Source organism: Bradyrhizobium genosp. P, assembly GCF_049949265.1.
In the GTDB taxonomy this organism is placed as follows: Bacteria; Pseudomonadota; Alphaproteobacteria; order Rhizobiales; family Xanthobacteraceae; genus Bradyrhizobium.
Genome location: NZ_CP188195.1, coordinates 9888808 through 9904632, shown reverse-complemented (window position 1 = coordinate 9904632; position 15825 = coordinate 9888808). Strand labels below are relative to the sequence as shown.

General features: G+C 63.7%; 12 protein-coding genes and 1 tRNA gene. 3 read left to right on the top strand and 10 right to left on the bottom strand.

Going from position 1 to position 15825, the window contains the following annotated elements; genetic code table 11:
• Positions 1–56 precede the first annotated feature (56 nt).
• A tRNA-Arg gene (locus ACP2YO_RS47585) sits at positions 57–133 on the bottom strand.
• Positions 134–261: 128 nt separating this feature from the next.
• Here ACP2YO_RS47585 and ACP2YO_RS47580 point away from each other — a divergent pair.
• The 3 genes from ACP2YO_RS47580 (at position 262) to ACP2YO_RS47570 (ending at position 2857) form a co-directional block, all read left to right on the top strand.
• A complete protein-coding gene (locus tag ACP2YO_RS47580) occupies positions 262–1341 on the top strand; it encodes an LLM class flavin-dependent oxidoreductase (RefSeq protein ID WP_426438025.1) in 1080 nt (359 codons plus the stop codon).
• An 84-nt stretch (positions 1342–1425) separates the two neighbouring features.
• Positions 1426–2463 carry an alpha/beta hydrolase gene (locus tag ACP2YO_RS47575; RefSeq protein ID WP_426438024.1) on the top strand — a complete coding sequence of 346 codons (1038 nt, stop codon included), beginning with the start codon at positions 1426–1428 and terminating at the stop codon, positions 2461–2463.
• 136 nt (positions 2464–2599) lie between these two features.
• Entirely contained in the window at positions 2600–2857 is a 258-nt protein-coding gene (locus tag ACP2YO_RS47570; protein WP_426438023.1) for a GCG_CRPN prefix-to-repeats domain-containing protein, read from the top strand.
• Positions 2858–2956: 99 nt separating this feature from the next.
• Here ACP2YO_RS47570 and ACP2YO_RS47565 read toward each other — a convergent pair whose 3' ends face one another.
• The 9 genes from ACP2YO_RS47565 to ACP2YO_RS47525 form a co-directional block, all read right to left on the bottom strand.
• Positions 2957–3397 (bottom strand): DUF3237 family protein, encoded by a 441-nt coding sequence (locus tag ACP2YO_RS47565; RefSeq protein ID WP_426438022.1) that lies wholly within the window; start codon positions 3395–3397, stop codon positions 2957–2959.
• A 247-nt stretch (positions 3398–3644) separates the two neighbouring features.
• On the bottom strand, positions 3645–4505 hold the full coding sequence (locus tag ACP2YO_RS47560; RefSeq protein WP_426438021.1) for a DMT family transporter: 861 nt from the start codon (positions 4503–4505) through the stop codon (positions 3645–3647).
• 308 nt (positions 4506–4813) lie between these two features.
• Positions 4814–5431 carry a TetR/AcrR family transcriptional regulator gene (locus ACP2YO_RS47555; protein WP_426443494.1) on the bottom strand — a complete coding sequence of 206 codons (618 nt, stop codon included), beginning with the start codon at positions 5429–5431 and terminating at the stop codon, positions 4814–4816.
• Positions 5432–5551: 120 nt separating this feature from the next.
• The gene (locus ACP2YO_RS47550) at positions 5552–7261 is read right to left on the bottom strand and encodes a methyl-accepting chemotaxis protein (protein WP_426438020.1); all 1710 of its coding nucleotides are present in this window, start codon (positions 7259–7261) and stop codon (positions 5552–5554) included.
• Positions 7262–7682: 421 nt separating this feature from the next.
• On the bottom strand, positions 7683–8087 hold the full coding sequence (locus ACP2YO_RS47545) for a YccF domain-containing protein (protein ID WP_426438019.1): 405 nt from the start codon (positions 8085–8087) through the stop codon (positions 7683–7685).
• A 367-nt stretch (positions 8088–8454) separates the two neighbouring features.
• Positions 8455–9468, bottom strand: coding sequence for an IS5 family transposase (locus ACP2YO_RS47540; protein WP_426434110.1), 1014 nt, complete (start codon positions 9466–9468; stop codon positions 8455–8457).
• Between the two features lie 106 nt (positions 9469–9574).
• The gene (locus ACP2YO_RS47535) at positions 9575–12679 is read right to left on the bottom strand and encodes a bifunctional diguanylate cyclase/phosphodiesterase (RefSeq protein WP_426438018.1); all 3105 of its coding nucleotides are present in this window, start codon (positions 12677–12679) and stop codon (positions 9575–9577) included.
• A gap of 177 nt (positions 12680–12856) precedes the next feature.
• Positions 12857–14632: a putative bifunctional diguanylate cyclase/phosphodiesterase gene (locus tag ACP2YO_RS47530; RefSeq protein WP_426438017.1), complete on the bottom strand. Its 1776-nt coding sequence runs from the start codon at positions 14630–14632 to the stop codon at positions 12857–12859.
• Between the two features lie 146 nt (positions 14633–14778).
• Positions 14779–15741, bottom strand: a complete 963-nt coding sequence (locus ACP2YO_RS47525) for a sensor histidine kinase (protein ID WP_426438016.1) — start codon at positions 15739–15741, stop codon at positions 14779–14781.
• Positions 15742–15825 lie beyond the last annotated feature (84 nt).

Sequence of the window (15825 nt, the reverse complement as noted above, 5' to 3'; positions counted from 1 at the left end):
AGCCGCAAACAGCCGCAACAACGCGCGATGGCGCGACAGGTCATGCGAGACCGCGATGGCGCACCCGACACGATTCGAACGTGTGACCTTTGCCTTCGGAGGGCAACGCTCTATCCAGCTGAGCTACGGGTGCGTGCAGGGTTCATTTAGCTGATTGGTCCGTGGTCGGCAACGGCCTTGGCGGGACGTCCGCAGGCTGTAAACTGCCTCCCCAGACTTGGCCGCGCGCGTGAAAACGGCCGCGTTTCGAGGGAGATCGGCATGCGTCCGCTGGAATTCGGCTGGTATCTGCCCACGCATGGCGACACCACGGCCTATGGGCTGATGGAGGCCCAGGTCGCGGGCTCGCCGGAACTGTGCGAGCGCGTGGTCAAAGCGGCCGAGGCAGCCTCCTTCGAATATCTGCTGATCCCGGTGGGGTCGACGTGCTGGGAGGCCTGGATATCGGGCGCGTTCATGGCGGCGCGCTCGTCGTTCATCAAGCCGCTGATCGCGGCGCGCCCCGGCTACATCAACCCGGTGCTGCTGGCGAAGATGATCTCGACCTTCGACCAGATGTCCGGTGGCCGCATCTGCATCAACCTGATCGCCGGGCAGAACGAGAGCGAGGTCGAGGCCGAAGGCGTGCGCTACGCCAAGGAAGAGCGTTACGCGCTGATGGAGGAGGAGGTCTCGATCCTGAAGGCGCTGTGGACCTCGCGCGGTCCGGTGCATTTCGAAGGCAAGTTCCACACGATCTCCGGCGCGCATATCCGGCCGCGGCCGCTGCAGCAGCCGTTTCCGAAATTCTATCTCGGCGGCGGCTCACGGCAGGCCTGGGAATTGTCGGCGAAGCATTCCGACGTGCATTTGTTCTGGGGCGATCTGCCGGAGCGCATCGCGCAGAATATCGCCGAGATCAGGCAGATGGCGCGTGCCCATGATCGCGAGGACGCGATCGGCTTCGGCATGCGGCTGCAGGTGATCTGCCGCGAGAACGAGGCGGATGCCTGGGAGGCGGCGGAGCAGCTGGTGCGCCACGCCAGCGAGCGGCAGAAGCAGGAGATGAAGACGCTCTATACCCGCTCGGAGGCCAACCAGCGCGTGCAGCAGCTCGCGCGCGACTATGGCGATCTTCTGATGCCGCATCTGTGGACCGGGATTACAAAAGTGCGGCCGGGCGCGGGCATCGCGGTGGTCGGCAATCCCGAACAATGCGCCGCGACGCTGCAGCAATTCATCGACGCCGGCTGCCACTCCTTCTGTCTGTCCGGCTATCTCCACGACGAGGAGGCGGAGCGGTTCGGCCGGCTGATCCGCCCGATCCTCGCCGCGAACAATCGCGGGCGGCTTGCGGCGTAGAGCGTTTTCGAGCGAAGTGGATCCCGGTTCGCGTGAAGAAAACGCGTCGAAAAAGAGCTAGCCTGTCACCCTTGGAGTCCAACCATGCATCATCGAGCTTGGCCTTCGGCATTGATACTGTTCGGCGTAACTTTGGTTCATGCAACCGTCGCGTCGGCCGAAACGGAGGCCGAGCGCTGGCGGAAGCCGGTCAAGGAAGTCGGCAGCGCGCGCATCGCGGTCGGCGCGGCAACGTTCCCGCTCTATGTGTCCGCCGACTGGTCCAAGCCGCTCCCGGACATCACGCGCGCCGTCCTCGTCCTGCACGGCGTGCTGCGCAACGCCGACGTTTATTTCCGATCCGCCCTCGAAGCACAGGCTGCCGCCGGCGACACCGGCAAGAGCACGCTGATGATCGCGCCGCAATTCCTGATCGGATCCGACGTCGATGCGTTCAAACTGCCGGCCGAGACGCTGCGCTGGAGTCTCACCGGCTGGGAGGGCGGCGATCCAGCGCTCGGACCGGCGCCCACGAGTTCGTTCGACGCGCTCGACGCCATCCTGGCGAAGCTCGGCGACCGCAAGCTGTTCCCGAACCTGAAGCAGGTCGTGGTAGCAGGCCATTCCGGCGGCGGGCAGGTGGTGCAGCGCTATGCGATCGCAACGAAGGGCGATCAGCCGCTGCTCCGCGAGGGCATCGGCGTGCGCTTTGTGGTCGCCAACCCTTCCTCATATGCCTATTTCAGCAAGGACCGGCCGGATGCCGCGATCGCGGCGAGCTGCCACGGCTATAACGACTGGAAGTTCGGCATGGACGACCGGCCGCCCTATCTCGCCGAGCCGTCGCCGGCTGCGCTGGAGCAGGCCTATGTCGCGCGACGCGTCATCTATCTCCTGGGAACGCTCGACACCGATCCGAATCATCCCGCGCTCGACAAGTCCTGCATGGCCGAGGCCGAAGGGCCGTACCGTTACGCGCGCGGCCACGCCTATGTCGCGGTCATGCAGGCCCGCGACAACGGCACCCCGAACCACAGCGAATGGGACGTGCCGGGCGTAGGCCACGAGGGCGGCAAGATGCTGACCTCGCCCTGCGGCCTGACTGCGGTGTTCGATATTCCCGGCTGCGAGGCTGCCCGCTAAAAGGGACCGCGCACTAAAATTTGCACGCGCGTGCACCAGGATATGTACGTTCGCCGGTGGCGAAAATTATCGATACCGCCTACCATCAACTGGAAACGAGGATGAAGTACGACCCGCAGCCCCGATGGAGGAAATCATGAAAGCATCTTTGCTCGCGGCTCTGACCGCAATCACGTTCCTCGGCTGTGGCGCCGCCAATGCCGCAGACGGATGCGGCACCGGTTGCCATAGCACCGTGATGGGCGCTTGCGTGGTTGACGGCTGGGGTACCGGCGCACGCGTCACGAACGAATGCCCTGCCACCTCGCGTGCCCGTCCGCCGTGTGGCGGCCACGGGTTCGTCTGGCGGCGCGACTACAAGGCTTGCGCCCAGACGACGAAGGATTGGCTCTAGCTGCCGGGCGCGCGAGCGGGGTTGGGTGGACCCAAGTCGCGGTAGCCCGGTCCGGGGCATGCACTCACAAACTCGCGGTGTTGTTGGGCGATATCGCCGTCATTGTCTATATGCCTCGACGTGAATCTTCCCCGTAGCCAGGTCTCCGGCGCTTAAGCTCCAAATCTGCCGCTCATTGACCCACGCATACTCGTTGGAGGCAGTGGTGAGCCGGATATTTGCGAAGATATCGATCATCGTTTCTCCGTTTCGCGGCGCCGCTTGACCACCACCCGACAGCGCAATTCGATGACCATCGTGAGTCTCAATAATCACGTGCAGGTCAAGGTCGATGTGGCCATCAGCGCGCATTCTCAGGTAGTCGGTGCCGTGCATGCGCCCCGAAAGGCGGCCCCTACATGGTCCATCGACATGAAGGTCAAAGCGAGCTCCCTGCAGCGGAACTGCTTTCTTGCCGGTCAGGATATCATCCATGCTTACGCCGTAGTCGGTGACGCCAGTCATAACGAGATCGCCTTCGTAGATCTTCTCGCCTCGCATTGCAGAACTCCTGTTGTTCAGCTGGATTGCCGACACCCAGTCGAACGGGCGGCTGGCAAGACGACGTGTTCAGGTGAATTATTTCGCAGAGCATCGCGAGCACGAGTTCCGCTTAGGGGTCATTTTCCGACCTCGGCACCCGCAACCCGCGATATCGCGTGTACTCCCGAGAACGGACCTCGCCGAGCGCGAACACGAGATCCGAAAGGAGCCAAACCCGGAAGCCGCGACGACGCGACTTCCGGGTTCACACTGGTCGCGCGCTCGGTCTTACTTGTGTAATGGCGACGCCGGAGATCGCGAGCAGTCCACCGACAATCAGCTTTGGGGTCATGCGGTCGCCAAGGAACAACACGCTCGAAATCAAGGCGAACAGCGGAAGCAGCAGGCCGAAAGGGGCGACACGGCCCATCGAGCAGCGGGCGATCAGCCAGAACCAAAGGCCGAACCCGATAATTCCGCCGATGAAAATTGTGTAGGCGAGTGCCAGCCAACCACGTTGATCCGCCGTGACAAGGCTCGCCAGTTGTCCATGTTCAAGCAGCAACGACATCAACATGACCTGCGGCACCGTGAGCAGCGACGACCACCCCATCAACATCAGGGGATCAAAAGGGCCATGGCGTTTCGTCAAGACGTTGGACACCGCGAATGCGAAGGCGGCTCCGACCACAAGCAGCAGCGGAAGCGCGTTTGCCGTCAGACCAGGCCCCGCTGCCAACACGACCACGCCGACGAATGCCAGCACCACTCCGGCGGACGTGGTGAGAGACGGCCTCTCGGCGAGCAGCGGCCACGCTAACAGGACAGTGAAGGGCGTCGCGAGTTGATAGGCAACCGCCGACATGCTTCCCGAGCCGAGCCCAAGGCCAACATAGAACAGCCCGAAGTTCAGTCCACCCAGGAAAATCGAAATAGCTGCGATCGGGCCGAACTGTTGAGGGGTGGGCCTTTTGACGAACGGAACAAGCAGCAGCGCGATGGCCAGGAAGCGCAGTGCGAGGAAGAAGAGCGGCGGAAACTCCGTGACCCCCACTTTGATGGCCACGAACTGATAACCCCAGAGCAGGGGCACGGCCACCGCGCAGATAATTTGGATGGCAGACATGGCGTTCGTCCTTTCAAGACCTATCAGTCTATATATCGACGCGCCAATAGCGGAGGCGTCCAAGGGTTGGTCACTTAAAGCGCGATTAGATTAGGTTGAGTAGTAGTCGCGAAGGCAGTGCGCTCCCTCTCCCGCTTGCGGGGAGGGCTGGGGTGGGGGCTCTTTCCGCGAGTCGCATTGCGGAGCGAGCCCCACCCGCATAGCATCTTCGATGCGATGCGACCTGAGAGCGAGCTTCGCTGGTCTCGACCCCGCAAGCGGGAGAGGTGTAGCCAGTCTGCGGCAAGATCGATTCAACCTGACCTTCATCATGTTCTAACGAAGCGGTCGAGAAGCGCGTCAGCGGTCGCTTGCGATGTGATCCGCGCTGGTGCCGTTTTGCCGACCACTCGCAGCCCCTCCACGAAACAGACGAGAATTCGGGCGGCACTTGAAGGCTCGACACCATCGGCCAACTTGCCCGCCGTCTTCGCACGGGAAAGTGCATCCGCCACCCTGGTCTCCATGGCTTTGAAAAAGCCCGCGATGCGACGACAGACCTCAGCATCCTGGCCGGCCAGCTCCATGGCTGTGGCCACCAGCAGGCATCCGCGCCGACCATTGGCACCGCTCGTGCGGTCAATGTAGCCGGCCAGGAAGGCCCGCAGGCCGTCGACCGGCTCTCTGCGGGGGTCGAGTTCGACATCCATCCGTGTCAGAGCATCGGCAATGTAGCGATCGAGCGCGCGCAAGAAGAGCGAGTGCTTGTCACCGAAAGCGGCGTAAAGGCTGCCACGCGACAGCTTCGTCGCACGAAGCAGGTCCGGGAGCGCCGTGGCGTGATAGCCGCGCGACCAGAACACACCCATCGCGCGTTCGACAGCGGCTTCGACGTCGAAGGTTCGGGGGCGGCCACGGGGCAACTGTACTGTGGTTCGGCGGCTCATCGACAACATATAGACCGATTGGTCCTTAAATCAAGTGCGCGAATTGGCGCGTGTTGGTGCGGGTGCGGAATTGCGGTCGACTCAAGCCGTTATCGCCGAGCCGAGGGACCAACCCGCGCGTCACGCCGCCCGGATCGAACTCAGGAAACTGCCGACGCCGCGCTTGAGCCGGGCACTCTCATTGGCCAGCGATTGCGCTGCCGCCTGCACCTGCGACGAGGCCCCGCCGGTTTCCGACGCGCCGCGCTGAACGTCCACAATGCTGGCTTCGACTTGCGAGGTGCCCGCCGCGGCACGTTGCACGTTGCGGGAGATCTCCTGGGTGGCCGAGCCCTGTTGCTCGACCGATGTCGAGATCGAAGCTGAAATCTCCGAGATGCGTGCGATCGTTGTGCCGATTTCCTTGATCGCCGCGACCGAATCCCGGGTTGCCGACTGGATGTCCGATATTTGCTGGCTGATTTCGTCGGTCGCCTTCGCGGTCTGCTCGGCAAGCGACTTCACTTCGGAGGCCACCACGGCAAAGCCCCGCCCGGCGTCGCCGGCGCGGGCGGCCTCGATGGTGGCGTTCAGCGCCAAGAGATTGGTCTGTCCGGCGATCGTCTGGATCAGATCGACCACGTCGCCGATGCGGCTTGCGGCCTGTGACAACTCGCCGATGCGGACATCGGTCTTCTGCGCCTGGGCCACGGCTTCGCCGGCGATGCGTGCGGACGCTCCAACCTGGCGGCTGATCTCGCCTATCGAGGACGCGAGCTCCTCGCTCGCGGCCGCCACCGAATGCACGTTCGACGAGGCCTCGCCGGACGCACGGGAGGCACGGCTGCTGACCTGCTCGACGGTGTCGGCGGTTTTCGACAGCGTGGTCGAGGACTGCTCGAGCTGGCCGGCCGCAACCGACACCATTTCGATGATCTCGCCGACCTCGCTTTCGAACTGATCCGCAAGCCGGTTCATGTCGACCTTGCGCGCTTCGGCCTGGTTCTGCTCTGCCGCCGCCTGCTGCTCGCGCAGCCGTTTGGTCTCGATCATCGAGTCGCGGAACACTTGCACGGTGCGGGCCATCTCGCCGATCTCGTCGCGGCGGTCGGCATGCGACACCGGCGCATCAAGCTGGCCGGCGCTAAGCGAAGCCATGCGCTCCTTCAGGTTCGACAGCGGCTTCACCACGCTGCGCCCGACCACCCAGGCGATCGCAATCGAGATCAGCATGAGCAGGGCGATGACGGCGGAAGCCATCCGCACCATCGACCAGAACGAGGTGTCGACCTCCGACATGTATTCGGCCGACCCGATCATCAGGTTCCACGGCGCAAAGCCGCGCGTGAAGGCAACCTTTTCGAGCGGGGTGGCATCGCTGCCGCTACGGCGGAACGTATAGCGCAGGGTGCCCTGGCCCTTCTGCGCCAGCTCCATCAGCATGACCGCGAACGGCAGGCCATTGGCGTCCTTGTTCGGACGCATGTCCTTGCCGACGAACTGCGGAATGCCGGGGTTGGAGACGCACAGCCCGGTCGCGTAGTCATAGATGAAGACGTAGTTGCTGTGGTCTTCGTACCAGACGGAATTGTTGGCCTCCAGGAAACGCTTTTTGGCTTCCTCTTCGGTCATCTGACCGGCCTTGTAGGCCTTGTAATAGCCGTCGGCGAGATTCCAGACGACGTCGACGATGGCATGTGCCTTCTCGGTGCGCTCGGTGACGAGCTGGCCTCTGGCAATCCAGAGAACGGTCGACGCCACCAGCGCCATGCAGATCGCGCCGACAATGGTCATGATGGCGAGCTTGGTGCCGATCGAACGGAGTGAGAAAAGCTTCTTGAGAGCCGGCATTCTGCCTCTTCGATGTGCTGAGCGCCCCGCCCGGACACCAGGCAGCAGACTGTTCATGAGGTAGGATGCGGCAAAATAGAGCGAATTCGTTAAGAACTGGGTTAACAGCGTGACCGTGGTGCCACGGCGCGGGCTCAATCAGGCGCGCCAAGGCAACGACGCTGGCCGCCGGCCCGGCAGCCTATCGCGGTTCGCCAGAGCACGATGAGCTTAGGCCGAGCTGGAACGGCTTCGAAGGTTCACCTCTCCCTCGGGAGAGGTCGATTTGCGCAGCAAATCGGGTGAGGGGTTACGGTCTAATCGAGAAAGCAAGAGCCCTCACCCGACGCTTCGCGCCGACCTCTCCGCGGCGGGGAGAGGTGAACCGAAGTCGCCGACAGCCGTTCGACTAACTCATCTCGCTTTAGGCCCCCACCAATCATCACGCCGGGACGATCACCTTGCCGATCGGCCACAGCGCGATGCCGGCGAGCTTGAGATGCGCCCAGGCAAAGGGGATGCCGATGATGGTGACCGCGAGAAGGATCGCGGTGATGAGGTGCCCGATCGCAAGCCACCAGCCGGCCAGGACGAACCAGATCAGATTGCCGATCAGGCCGAGCAGCCCGGTGCCGAGGTCGCTTTGGCCGGTCAATTCGTCGCGCCGCACCGCGCGCGAACCGAACGGCAGCAGCGTGTAGACCGCGATATTGAAGGCGGCGCGTGCCCAGGGCAGGCCGATAATGGTGATGGCCATGATCACGGCAGCGACCATCCAGCCGAACGCCATCCAGGCACCACCGATCAGAATCCAGAGGATGTTCAGGAGGATAGAGACCGGTTGCATCGATGGCACCTTCGCGTCGGGTGAGACCGGCCTGAATATAGGCCCGCAGCAAGCGAGGCGGTAGGGATGAAGTTAGGCCGAATGGCAGCGGCGAATGAAGTGCGCTCCCTCTCCCGCAAGCGGGCCGCTTGCGGGGGGAGGGCTGGGGTGGGGGTGTTGCCGCCAGTCGGACCGTTCGTGTGGACCGAGCCCCCATCCGGATCGCATCTTCGATGCAATCCGACCTCCCCCGCAAGCGAGAGCTTTGCGCAATCGCCTCTGCGGGAGTGAGGGCCTGTATCAGGGATTTTTTTGCTTGCTCTTGGACGGCGCGCGAGGATGTACGGCCTCGTTTGCCCAGCCGATCGACAGTATTGCGGAGCGGCGGTCATGCCGGAACTCCGATTGGGCGCAATATTGCCCATCGTTTGAGGTTCATGGCCAGGCAGAGAAGGCGCAGATGAGTGTGGTTGCGTGCCAAGCCCAGATAGCGAGCGCGGGCCCAGCCGTAGACGCCCTTGAGGCGCGCGAAGACTTGCTCGACCGGCGCGCGGCGCCGTCCCACGGCATCGTTGAAGCGCTTCTGTCGCTCGGTCAGGGCATGATGCTTGTTGGGCCGGAACATCAGCCGCGGCTTGATGCCCCGGGCCGCGAGCCCGGCGCGGCGCTCGTGCTTGTCATAGGCTTGGTCGGCGTAGACCGCCTTCTCGTCACCGCTGATCAACTCGTCGGCCGGCACCGTGTCGTTGACCGCGGCGTCGGTCAGCTTGCTGCGACGGATGATCGCCGAGCTCTGGTCGACGCCGACATGCGCCTTGTAGCCGAAGTACCGCTTGCCACCCTTCTTGGTCCATCGCGCATCCGCATCGCGCTCGCTGTTGACCAGCTTGCTCGGCGCGCGCCCGTCCGGGCCGGGCGGCAGTGGCTCCTTCGGTGGCTTCGGCGGCTTCACCGCCGACGGGATCAGGCTGGCATCGATCAATGTGCCTCGGCGCAGCACCAGCCCGCGCGCGTCGATCTGGCGCAGGATCTCGGAGAACAGCGTCTCGTCCAGACTGGCCTGCTGCAAAGCTTCGCGGAAGCGCCAGATCGTCGTGTGGTCGGGCGTCTCGTCACCGAGCACAAAGCCGCAGAATTCTCGGAACGAGGTCCGGTCATCGAGCGCTTCTTCCAGCTCCGGATCGGACAGCCCGTACCATTGCTGCAACAGCAGCGCCTTAAACATCACCAGCCGCGGATAGGGCGGCGCGCCACGCTCCGGTTCCGGGAGGCCGCGCAGCACGCGCTCGATAGCCGCCCAATCGACCAGCTCGCAAATCCGCCTCAGCACCGCACCCCCTTTCCCCCGCCGCGACGCCAGCGCATCTGCGAAGCTCGCTTGCCCAACCTGCCGATACGCCATCCCCAGCTCCATGTTCAGCTCGGTCTTAGAGAATCGCAGATTCGCCTTTACGCAAAGCCCTCGCAAGCGGGAGAGGTGCAGTTGAGTCTGTCGCCGGATCGATACCCTACGCGATCGCGCGGGCCTTTTCGGTGCGGGCGGCGAGCAGGGACCTGAGCTCGGCGGCGGGCTTCGGGGCGCTGAACAGGTAGCCCTGCATCTCGGTGCAGCCGAGCTCGCGCAAGAGGTCGCGCTGCTGCTCGGTCTCCACGCCTTCCGCGGTCGTGGTCATGTTGCGCGAGGCCGCGATGTTCACCACCGACTGCACGATCGTCGCCGAGCCGTCGATGGCGATGTCGCTGACGAAAGAGCGGTCGATCTTGATCTTGTCGAACGGGAAGCGTTTCAGATAGCTCAGCGACGAATAGCCGGTCCCGAAATCGTCGAGTGCTATTCTGACGCCGATGTCGCGGAGCTGATGCAGGATCGCCAGCGCCACCTCGTCGTCGCCGATCAGCACCGCCTCGGTGATCTCGAGCTCGAGCCTGTCAGGTTTCAGGCCGGAGGCGGCGAGCGCGCTCGCGACCTTCAGCGCCAGCGTCGCATTCTTCAATTGGACGGGGGAGACGTTGACGGCAAGGCGGATGTGATCCGGCCAGTTCGCCGCCTCCATGCATGCCGTCCGCAGCACCCACTCGCCGAGTTCGCCGATCAGGCCGGTATCTTCAGCGACGGGGATGAACTCGGCCGGCGAGACCATGCCGCGCTCGGCATGCCGCCAACGCAGCAGCGCCTCGCAACCTGTCACCTCATCGCTCGCGAGGCCGAGCAGCGGCTGGTAGTAAATCTCGAAGCCGCCATCGGCCATCGCCTGCCGCAGATCCTGCTCCATCTTCAGCCGCGCCCTTGCGTTGGCGCCCATCTCCGGCTCGAAGAAGCGGTGGGTGCGGCGCCCTTCGGCCTTGGCGCCGTACATGGCGATGTCGGCGTTGCGGATCAGCTGCTCGAGATCGGTGCCGTCCCGCGGTGCCAGCGCGACGCCGATGCTGGCGTCGGTCGATAGATGATGGCCGAGGCAGTCGCAGGGCTGCCGGATCGCCTGGTGGACGCTGGCGACGAAATCCTCGACATCGGCGACGCCGCCGATCGCGGTCCGGATCACCGCGAACTCGTCGCCGCCGAGCCGGGCGATCAGGTCGCCGTCCTTCAGGCAGGCCTTGATGCGGCGGGCGATGGTCTTGAGCAGCTCGTCGCCGACGTGATGGCCGAGCGAATCGTTGATGCCCTTGAACTCGTCGATATCGATGTAGAGCAGGGCGAATTGCCGGCCATGCTTTGCCTTCTCCAGCTCGCGCTCGATCCGCTCACGAAACAGCACGCGGTTCGGCAGGTCGGTCAGCGCATCGTAATGCGCAAGATGCGCGATCTTCTCGTTGGCGCGGCGCCGCTCGGTGACGTCTTCCACGACGTTGATGATGTAGCGCGGCGTGCCGGCTCTGTCGCGGATGCCGATCCGTCGCGTGGTGATGTAGTGCTCGCCGGTGGCCGGGCTGTTCCAGTGATGCTCGTCCCTGAAGAAGCCCTCGCCGGATCGCAATAGCATGTCGTCGTCGCCGGTCACGCCCTGGGCGGCGGCCGCCGGAAACATATCGAACGCGGTCTTGCCGATGATGTCCTCGCGCGGCATGCCGAACTGGGTCTCGGCGACGCGGTTGACCAGCAGATAGCGGCGGGTATGCGCGTCCTTGACCGTGATCTGCGAGGGGATGTGGTCGACGATCTCGCGCAGGAAGGCGTTGTTGCGGTCGCGCTCCTGCTCCAGGTTGCGCCGGTCCGTGATGTCCTCGATGGTGGCGACCCAGCCGCCATGCGCCAGCGGCCGATTGATGATCGAGAAGCAGCGTCCGTCGACGGAGGAGGTGACAACCTCTGTCACCTTCGCATTGGCGACATTGCGGCGGACCATCGCGCAGAACGCGTCGACATCGCCGTCGAACGATCCCGTCGCTCTGCGCTGCCGCATGATATCCTCGAAGCCGCAGCCCGGCTTGATGAAGTCGGCCGATAGTCCGCTCATGTCGAGATAGCGCTGGTTGCAGACCACCACGCGCGCCGACGCATCGTACAGCACGAGGCCCTGGATCATGTTGTTGAGCGCGGTGTCGAGCCGTTGTCGCTCCGTCTCCAGCCGCTGCTGCGCATCGCGGTTCTGCCGCATGATCTGCCTGATCAGGACGAACAGCACCAGCGCGACGATGATGGCAGCGAGCGCCGCGGCGGAAACCAGGAAGTGGGTCTGCGTCCGCCAGTCGGTGAGCGCGGCCTCCATTGTGTTGGTGGCGACGACCACCGCGGGGAAATGGGCGAGTCTGGCGCCGGAGCCGAGGCGCTGGACGCCGTCGATCGGGCTGGCCATGCGCATCGTCCGCTGGCCGCCGTCGCGCACCACGCGATTGAGCAGCGGCGCATCGGTGAATGTCTTGCCGATCATCTCGTCGATATGCGGGTAACGCGCCAGCAGGGTCCCGTCGGTGTGGAACATCGCGATCGCCGCGCTGGTTCCCGGTGCGACGGAAGCAAAGAACTTCTCGTAGTTCAGCGGATCGATCCGGCGGGTCAGGACACCGAGGAAGGTACCGTCCGGTCCGCTCAGGCGGTGCGCGATGATGGTAGAGAGGCCGCCGATGATCAGGCTGCGCATGGTTTCGGCGCGCACCGGCTGCGGATGCGCATCGAACTTGAAGCTCTTGAAATAATCCCGTTCGGCGATGTTCAATTTGGCCGGCGGCGGCAGGTCGCCCGACCAGGTGATGACCTTGCCGTCGGCATCGAACAATGAGATCTTACCAAGGAAAGAGACGCTCTTGGCCTCGAGAATCTGGTGGGTGTCGGGGGTCGACATCCTCGCCTTGAAATCCTCCGGCGAGGTGATGTCGGCGATCTGCAGCTTGGCGATCATGTCCGAGGCTATCGTGTCGGACTCCTCGAACTGCTGGTCGAAGTGGCGCGCAAGCAGGGTAACGGTGTTTTCGAGCTCGCGCTCGCTGTTGGCGAGGGCACGCTCGCGGAACTCGCCGACCATCATGATGGTGCCGGCGAAGATCGCGCTCACCAGCAGGGCGCCGCAGACGGTCAGCCACAGCACCGGCCCGCGGATGGTCGAACCAATCCGCCGCCAGTTCGCACTCTGTCCGGATGGGACGCCCGCCGGCCCCTGCATCGATCCACGCATTCCATTCCCCTGAATCGCATGCATACGACGCAGAGTTCGCACAAGCGGTTAGGAAAACCGGTTACTCGGCGCTTAATTGGAAGGGACGGGATTCTGAACGTGCAGGTTGCAGGCTTATTGCCGCCGTTGGCGGTATCCCGTTGCGTCTGGGTCTGCCGCGATTGAGGTGGCGTAACCCTACCGGCGATAGGTGCTGGCGCGCGAATAGCCGGCGCGGCTCTCCTGGGCCGGGCGGGCGGCCAGGCTGCCGCGCGTCTCGCTGGTCTGCGGCGTCGCGGGCTTCAGATCCTCGAGGAAGATCGGCCTCGCGAAATAGTAGCCCTGCGCATAGCGGATCTTGGACGCCGCCTGCAGATAGGCGAGCTCCTCATAGGATTCGATGCCCTCGGCGATCACGGTCATGCCGAGCGCCTCGCTCAACGATTCGATCGCGCGCAGGATGCCCTGGCTGCGCGGCCGCTTGTGGATGTCGGTGATGAAGGAGCGGTCGATCTTGATCTCGTCGGCGGTGATGTCGGCGAGTGCCGACAGCGACGAATAGCCGATGCCGAAATCGTCGATCGAGATGCCAACGCCGATCTGGCGCAGCATCGGCAGGATCTGGTCCTGGAATTGCGATTTGGTGATGAAGGCGTCCTCGGTCACCTCGATCATGAAACGCCTGGCAAATCCAGTGTCCTCGATCGCGCGGGCGAACGAGCGCATGAATTCGGGATTGGCCGCCTGCTTGGCCGCGACGTTCATGCTGATCGTCGTGGTCGGGCCGAACGTCTCGTTGATCAGGTCGATCGACTTGACGATCTCCGCCAGCACCAGATGCGTCAGCTCGTCGATCAGCCCGAGTTCGACGGCGAGGTTGATGAAGGTGCCGGGCGCCTGGATCACGCCATCGTCGTCGCGCAGCCGCACCAATGCCTCGATGCCCTTGACCTCCTGGGTGCGGATGTCGACTTTGGGCTGAAACGCGCAGCAGAAGCGCTTCTCCAGGATCGCGAGCCGCAGCGACTGCTCGACCTTCATCCGCGCCAGCGCCTCGCGTTCCATGCTGTCGTCGAAGAACGCGGTGGAGCCCTTGCCATTGTGCTTGACCCGGTACATCGCGATGTCGGCGTTCTGCCGCAGCACCTCGTAGTTCCGGCCGTGCTCGGGATACAGGCTGACGCCGACCGAGGTCGAAGCGAAGATCTCCGAATCGTCGATGAAGAACGGTGCCTTCAGCCGCTCCTGCATCATCTGGATGAATTCGGCGACCTCGTGATCGCCGTTGATCGGGTTCAGCAGCAGCAGGAACTCGTCGCCCGAGATGCGCGACAGGATGTCGGTGTCGCGCAGGGCGTGTCCAAGCCGCTTGGAAAGTTCGACCAGCAGCGCATCGCCGATCGCGTGGCCGTAATAGTCGTTGATGTGCTTGAAATTGTCGATGTCGAGGAAGGCAAGGCCGAAACGCGCCTGCAGTCCGTTGCGACCGATCAGGCCGTTGACGCGATGCTCGATCACCCGGCGCGTCGGCAGGTCGGTCAGCTCGTCGTAATAGGCGGAACGGAACAGCTCGTCCTCGAATGCCTTCTGGTCCGAGATGTCGGCCGACGCCGAGACCAACAGGTTGCGCCCGGCGATCTGCACCGGCCGGTGCGAGGTGAGGAACACATGCTTGGACGCGCCACACGTCAGCGCCTCTTCGAGCACCACCGGGCTGCCGCTGCGCAGTAGCTCGAGGCAGGTCTCCTGGCGGTCGTCGACTTGCGTCGGCTGGCTGGCGCCGGCGGCGAGCTGCAATTGTGCGGCGGCTGCTTCGTTAACCAGGATGAATTCGCCGTGCTCGTCCTGAACGGTCACGCCTGAGGGCAGCAGGCGGAGAAGATCGCGCAAAATTTGCAATTCATTGCTGGAATTGCCTTCATTTCCGGCCGCTAACGCGCCGGACTGAAAATCGTGTTTGGTGAGACTATGCATGCACGAAGCTTGGCAAAGTCCGTTGTAGTTTTGGTTAAGCGGAACTGAGAAAAGCCGTGACAGCCTGAGAGAGCTGTGGGCTTCGTTGGCCGTCGGCAATCGTCATTAACAGAGTCTCAATGCGCGGCGTCGCGGCGATCAGGCTCTCAGCTGGCAGGAAGCCGGCACTGCATGGTGCAGTGAATGCCGGTCTTCAGGTAGCTGATCTCGGTTCTGCCGTCGAATGGACGCAACGCCGACGTCAAGAGCTTGGTGCCGAAGCCCGCTTCGCCGATCACCTCGATCGCCGGCCCCTCGGTTTCATCCCAGATCACATTGAGGCGGCCGTCGCCCACCGTCCACGACACCTGGAGGAACCCGCGCGGCGAGGAGAAGGCGCCGTATTTGCCGGCGTTGGTGGCGAGTTCGTGGAAGATCAGCGCCAGCGACACCGCGAGTTTGGCGGGCAAGAACAATTGCTCGCCATTGAGGTTGAACCGCACATGGCCGTAAGGCCCGAGTTCCGAGCGCAGCAGATCCTTGATATCGCAGCCATAGCCGTCGACCCGTGTGATCAGATCGTCGGTCGCCGACAGCGCGCGGATGCGGTGATCGATGCGGTCCCAGACGTCGGGCCGGTCCTGCAGTGCCTGATGCAGCACGGCATGAATGGTCGAGGACTTGTTCTTCAGCCGGTGCTGCAACTCGTCGACCACCATCTTGCGGTATTGCTCCTCCTCGATCAGCCGCTGGGCGATCTCGCGTTGCTGCGCGACCATCGAGCGGTAGTGCTCGACGCCCCAGATCGCGATGCCGCACACCGCCCAGAAAATCATCAAGAGCGCAAAGCGGGCGGGATCGACGCTTGTATCGCTGAAATTGACGACGACGCCGAGCGCGCCGCTGGCAAGCGCCGTAGCGATCCCGACCCGGAAGCCGCCGTAGGCGGTGGCGAAGAACACGGCCGGGAAATACGGCGTGAAGAACACATCCGGCCTGATCTGGGCGAGCCCAAAGCGGGCAGCCGTGGCCAAAGCGAGACAGAACAGCGCAAAACCGCCCGCGAAAAGCGTCGAGGGCTGGGAAATGCCCTGCCAACCCCGCTTGAATTCGTCGATCACCTTCGTCATCAGCTGTTACTTCACGTGATCAGCGGACCCAAAATAAGGCCGCTGCGACCGAAAACCTTCAGTTGTGTCCTTCCGGCCACAGCC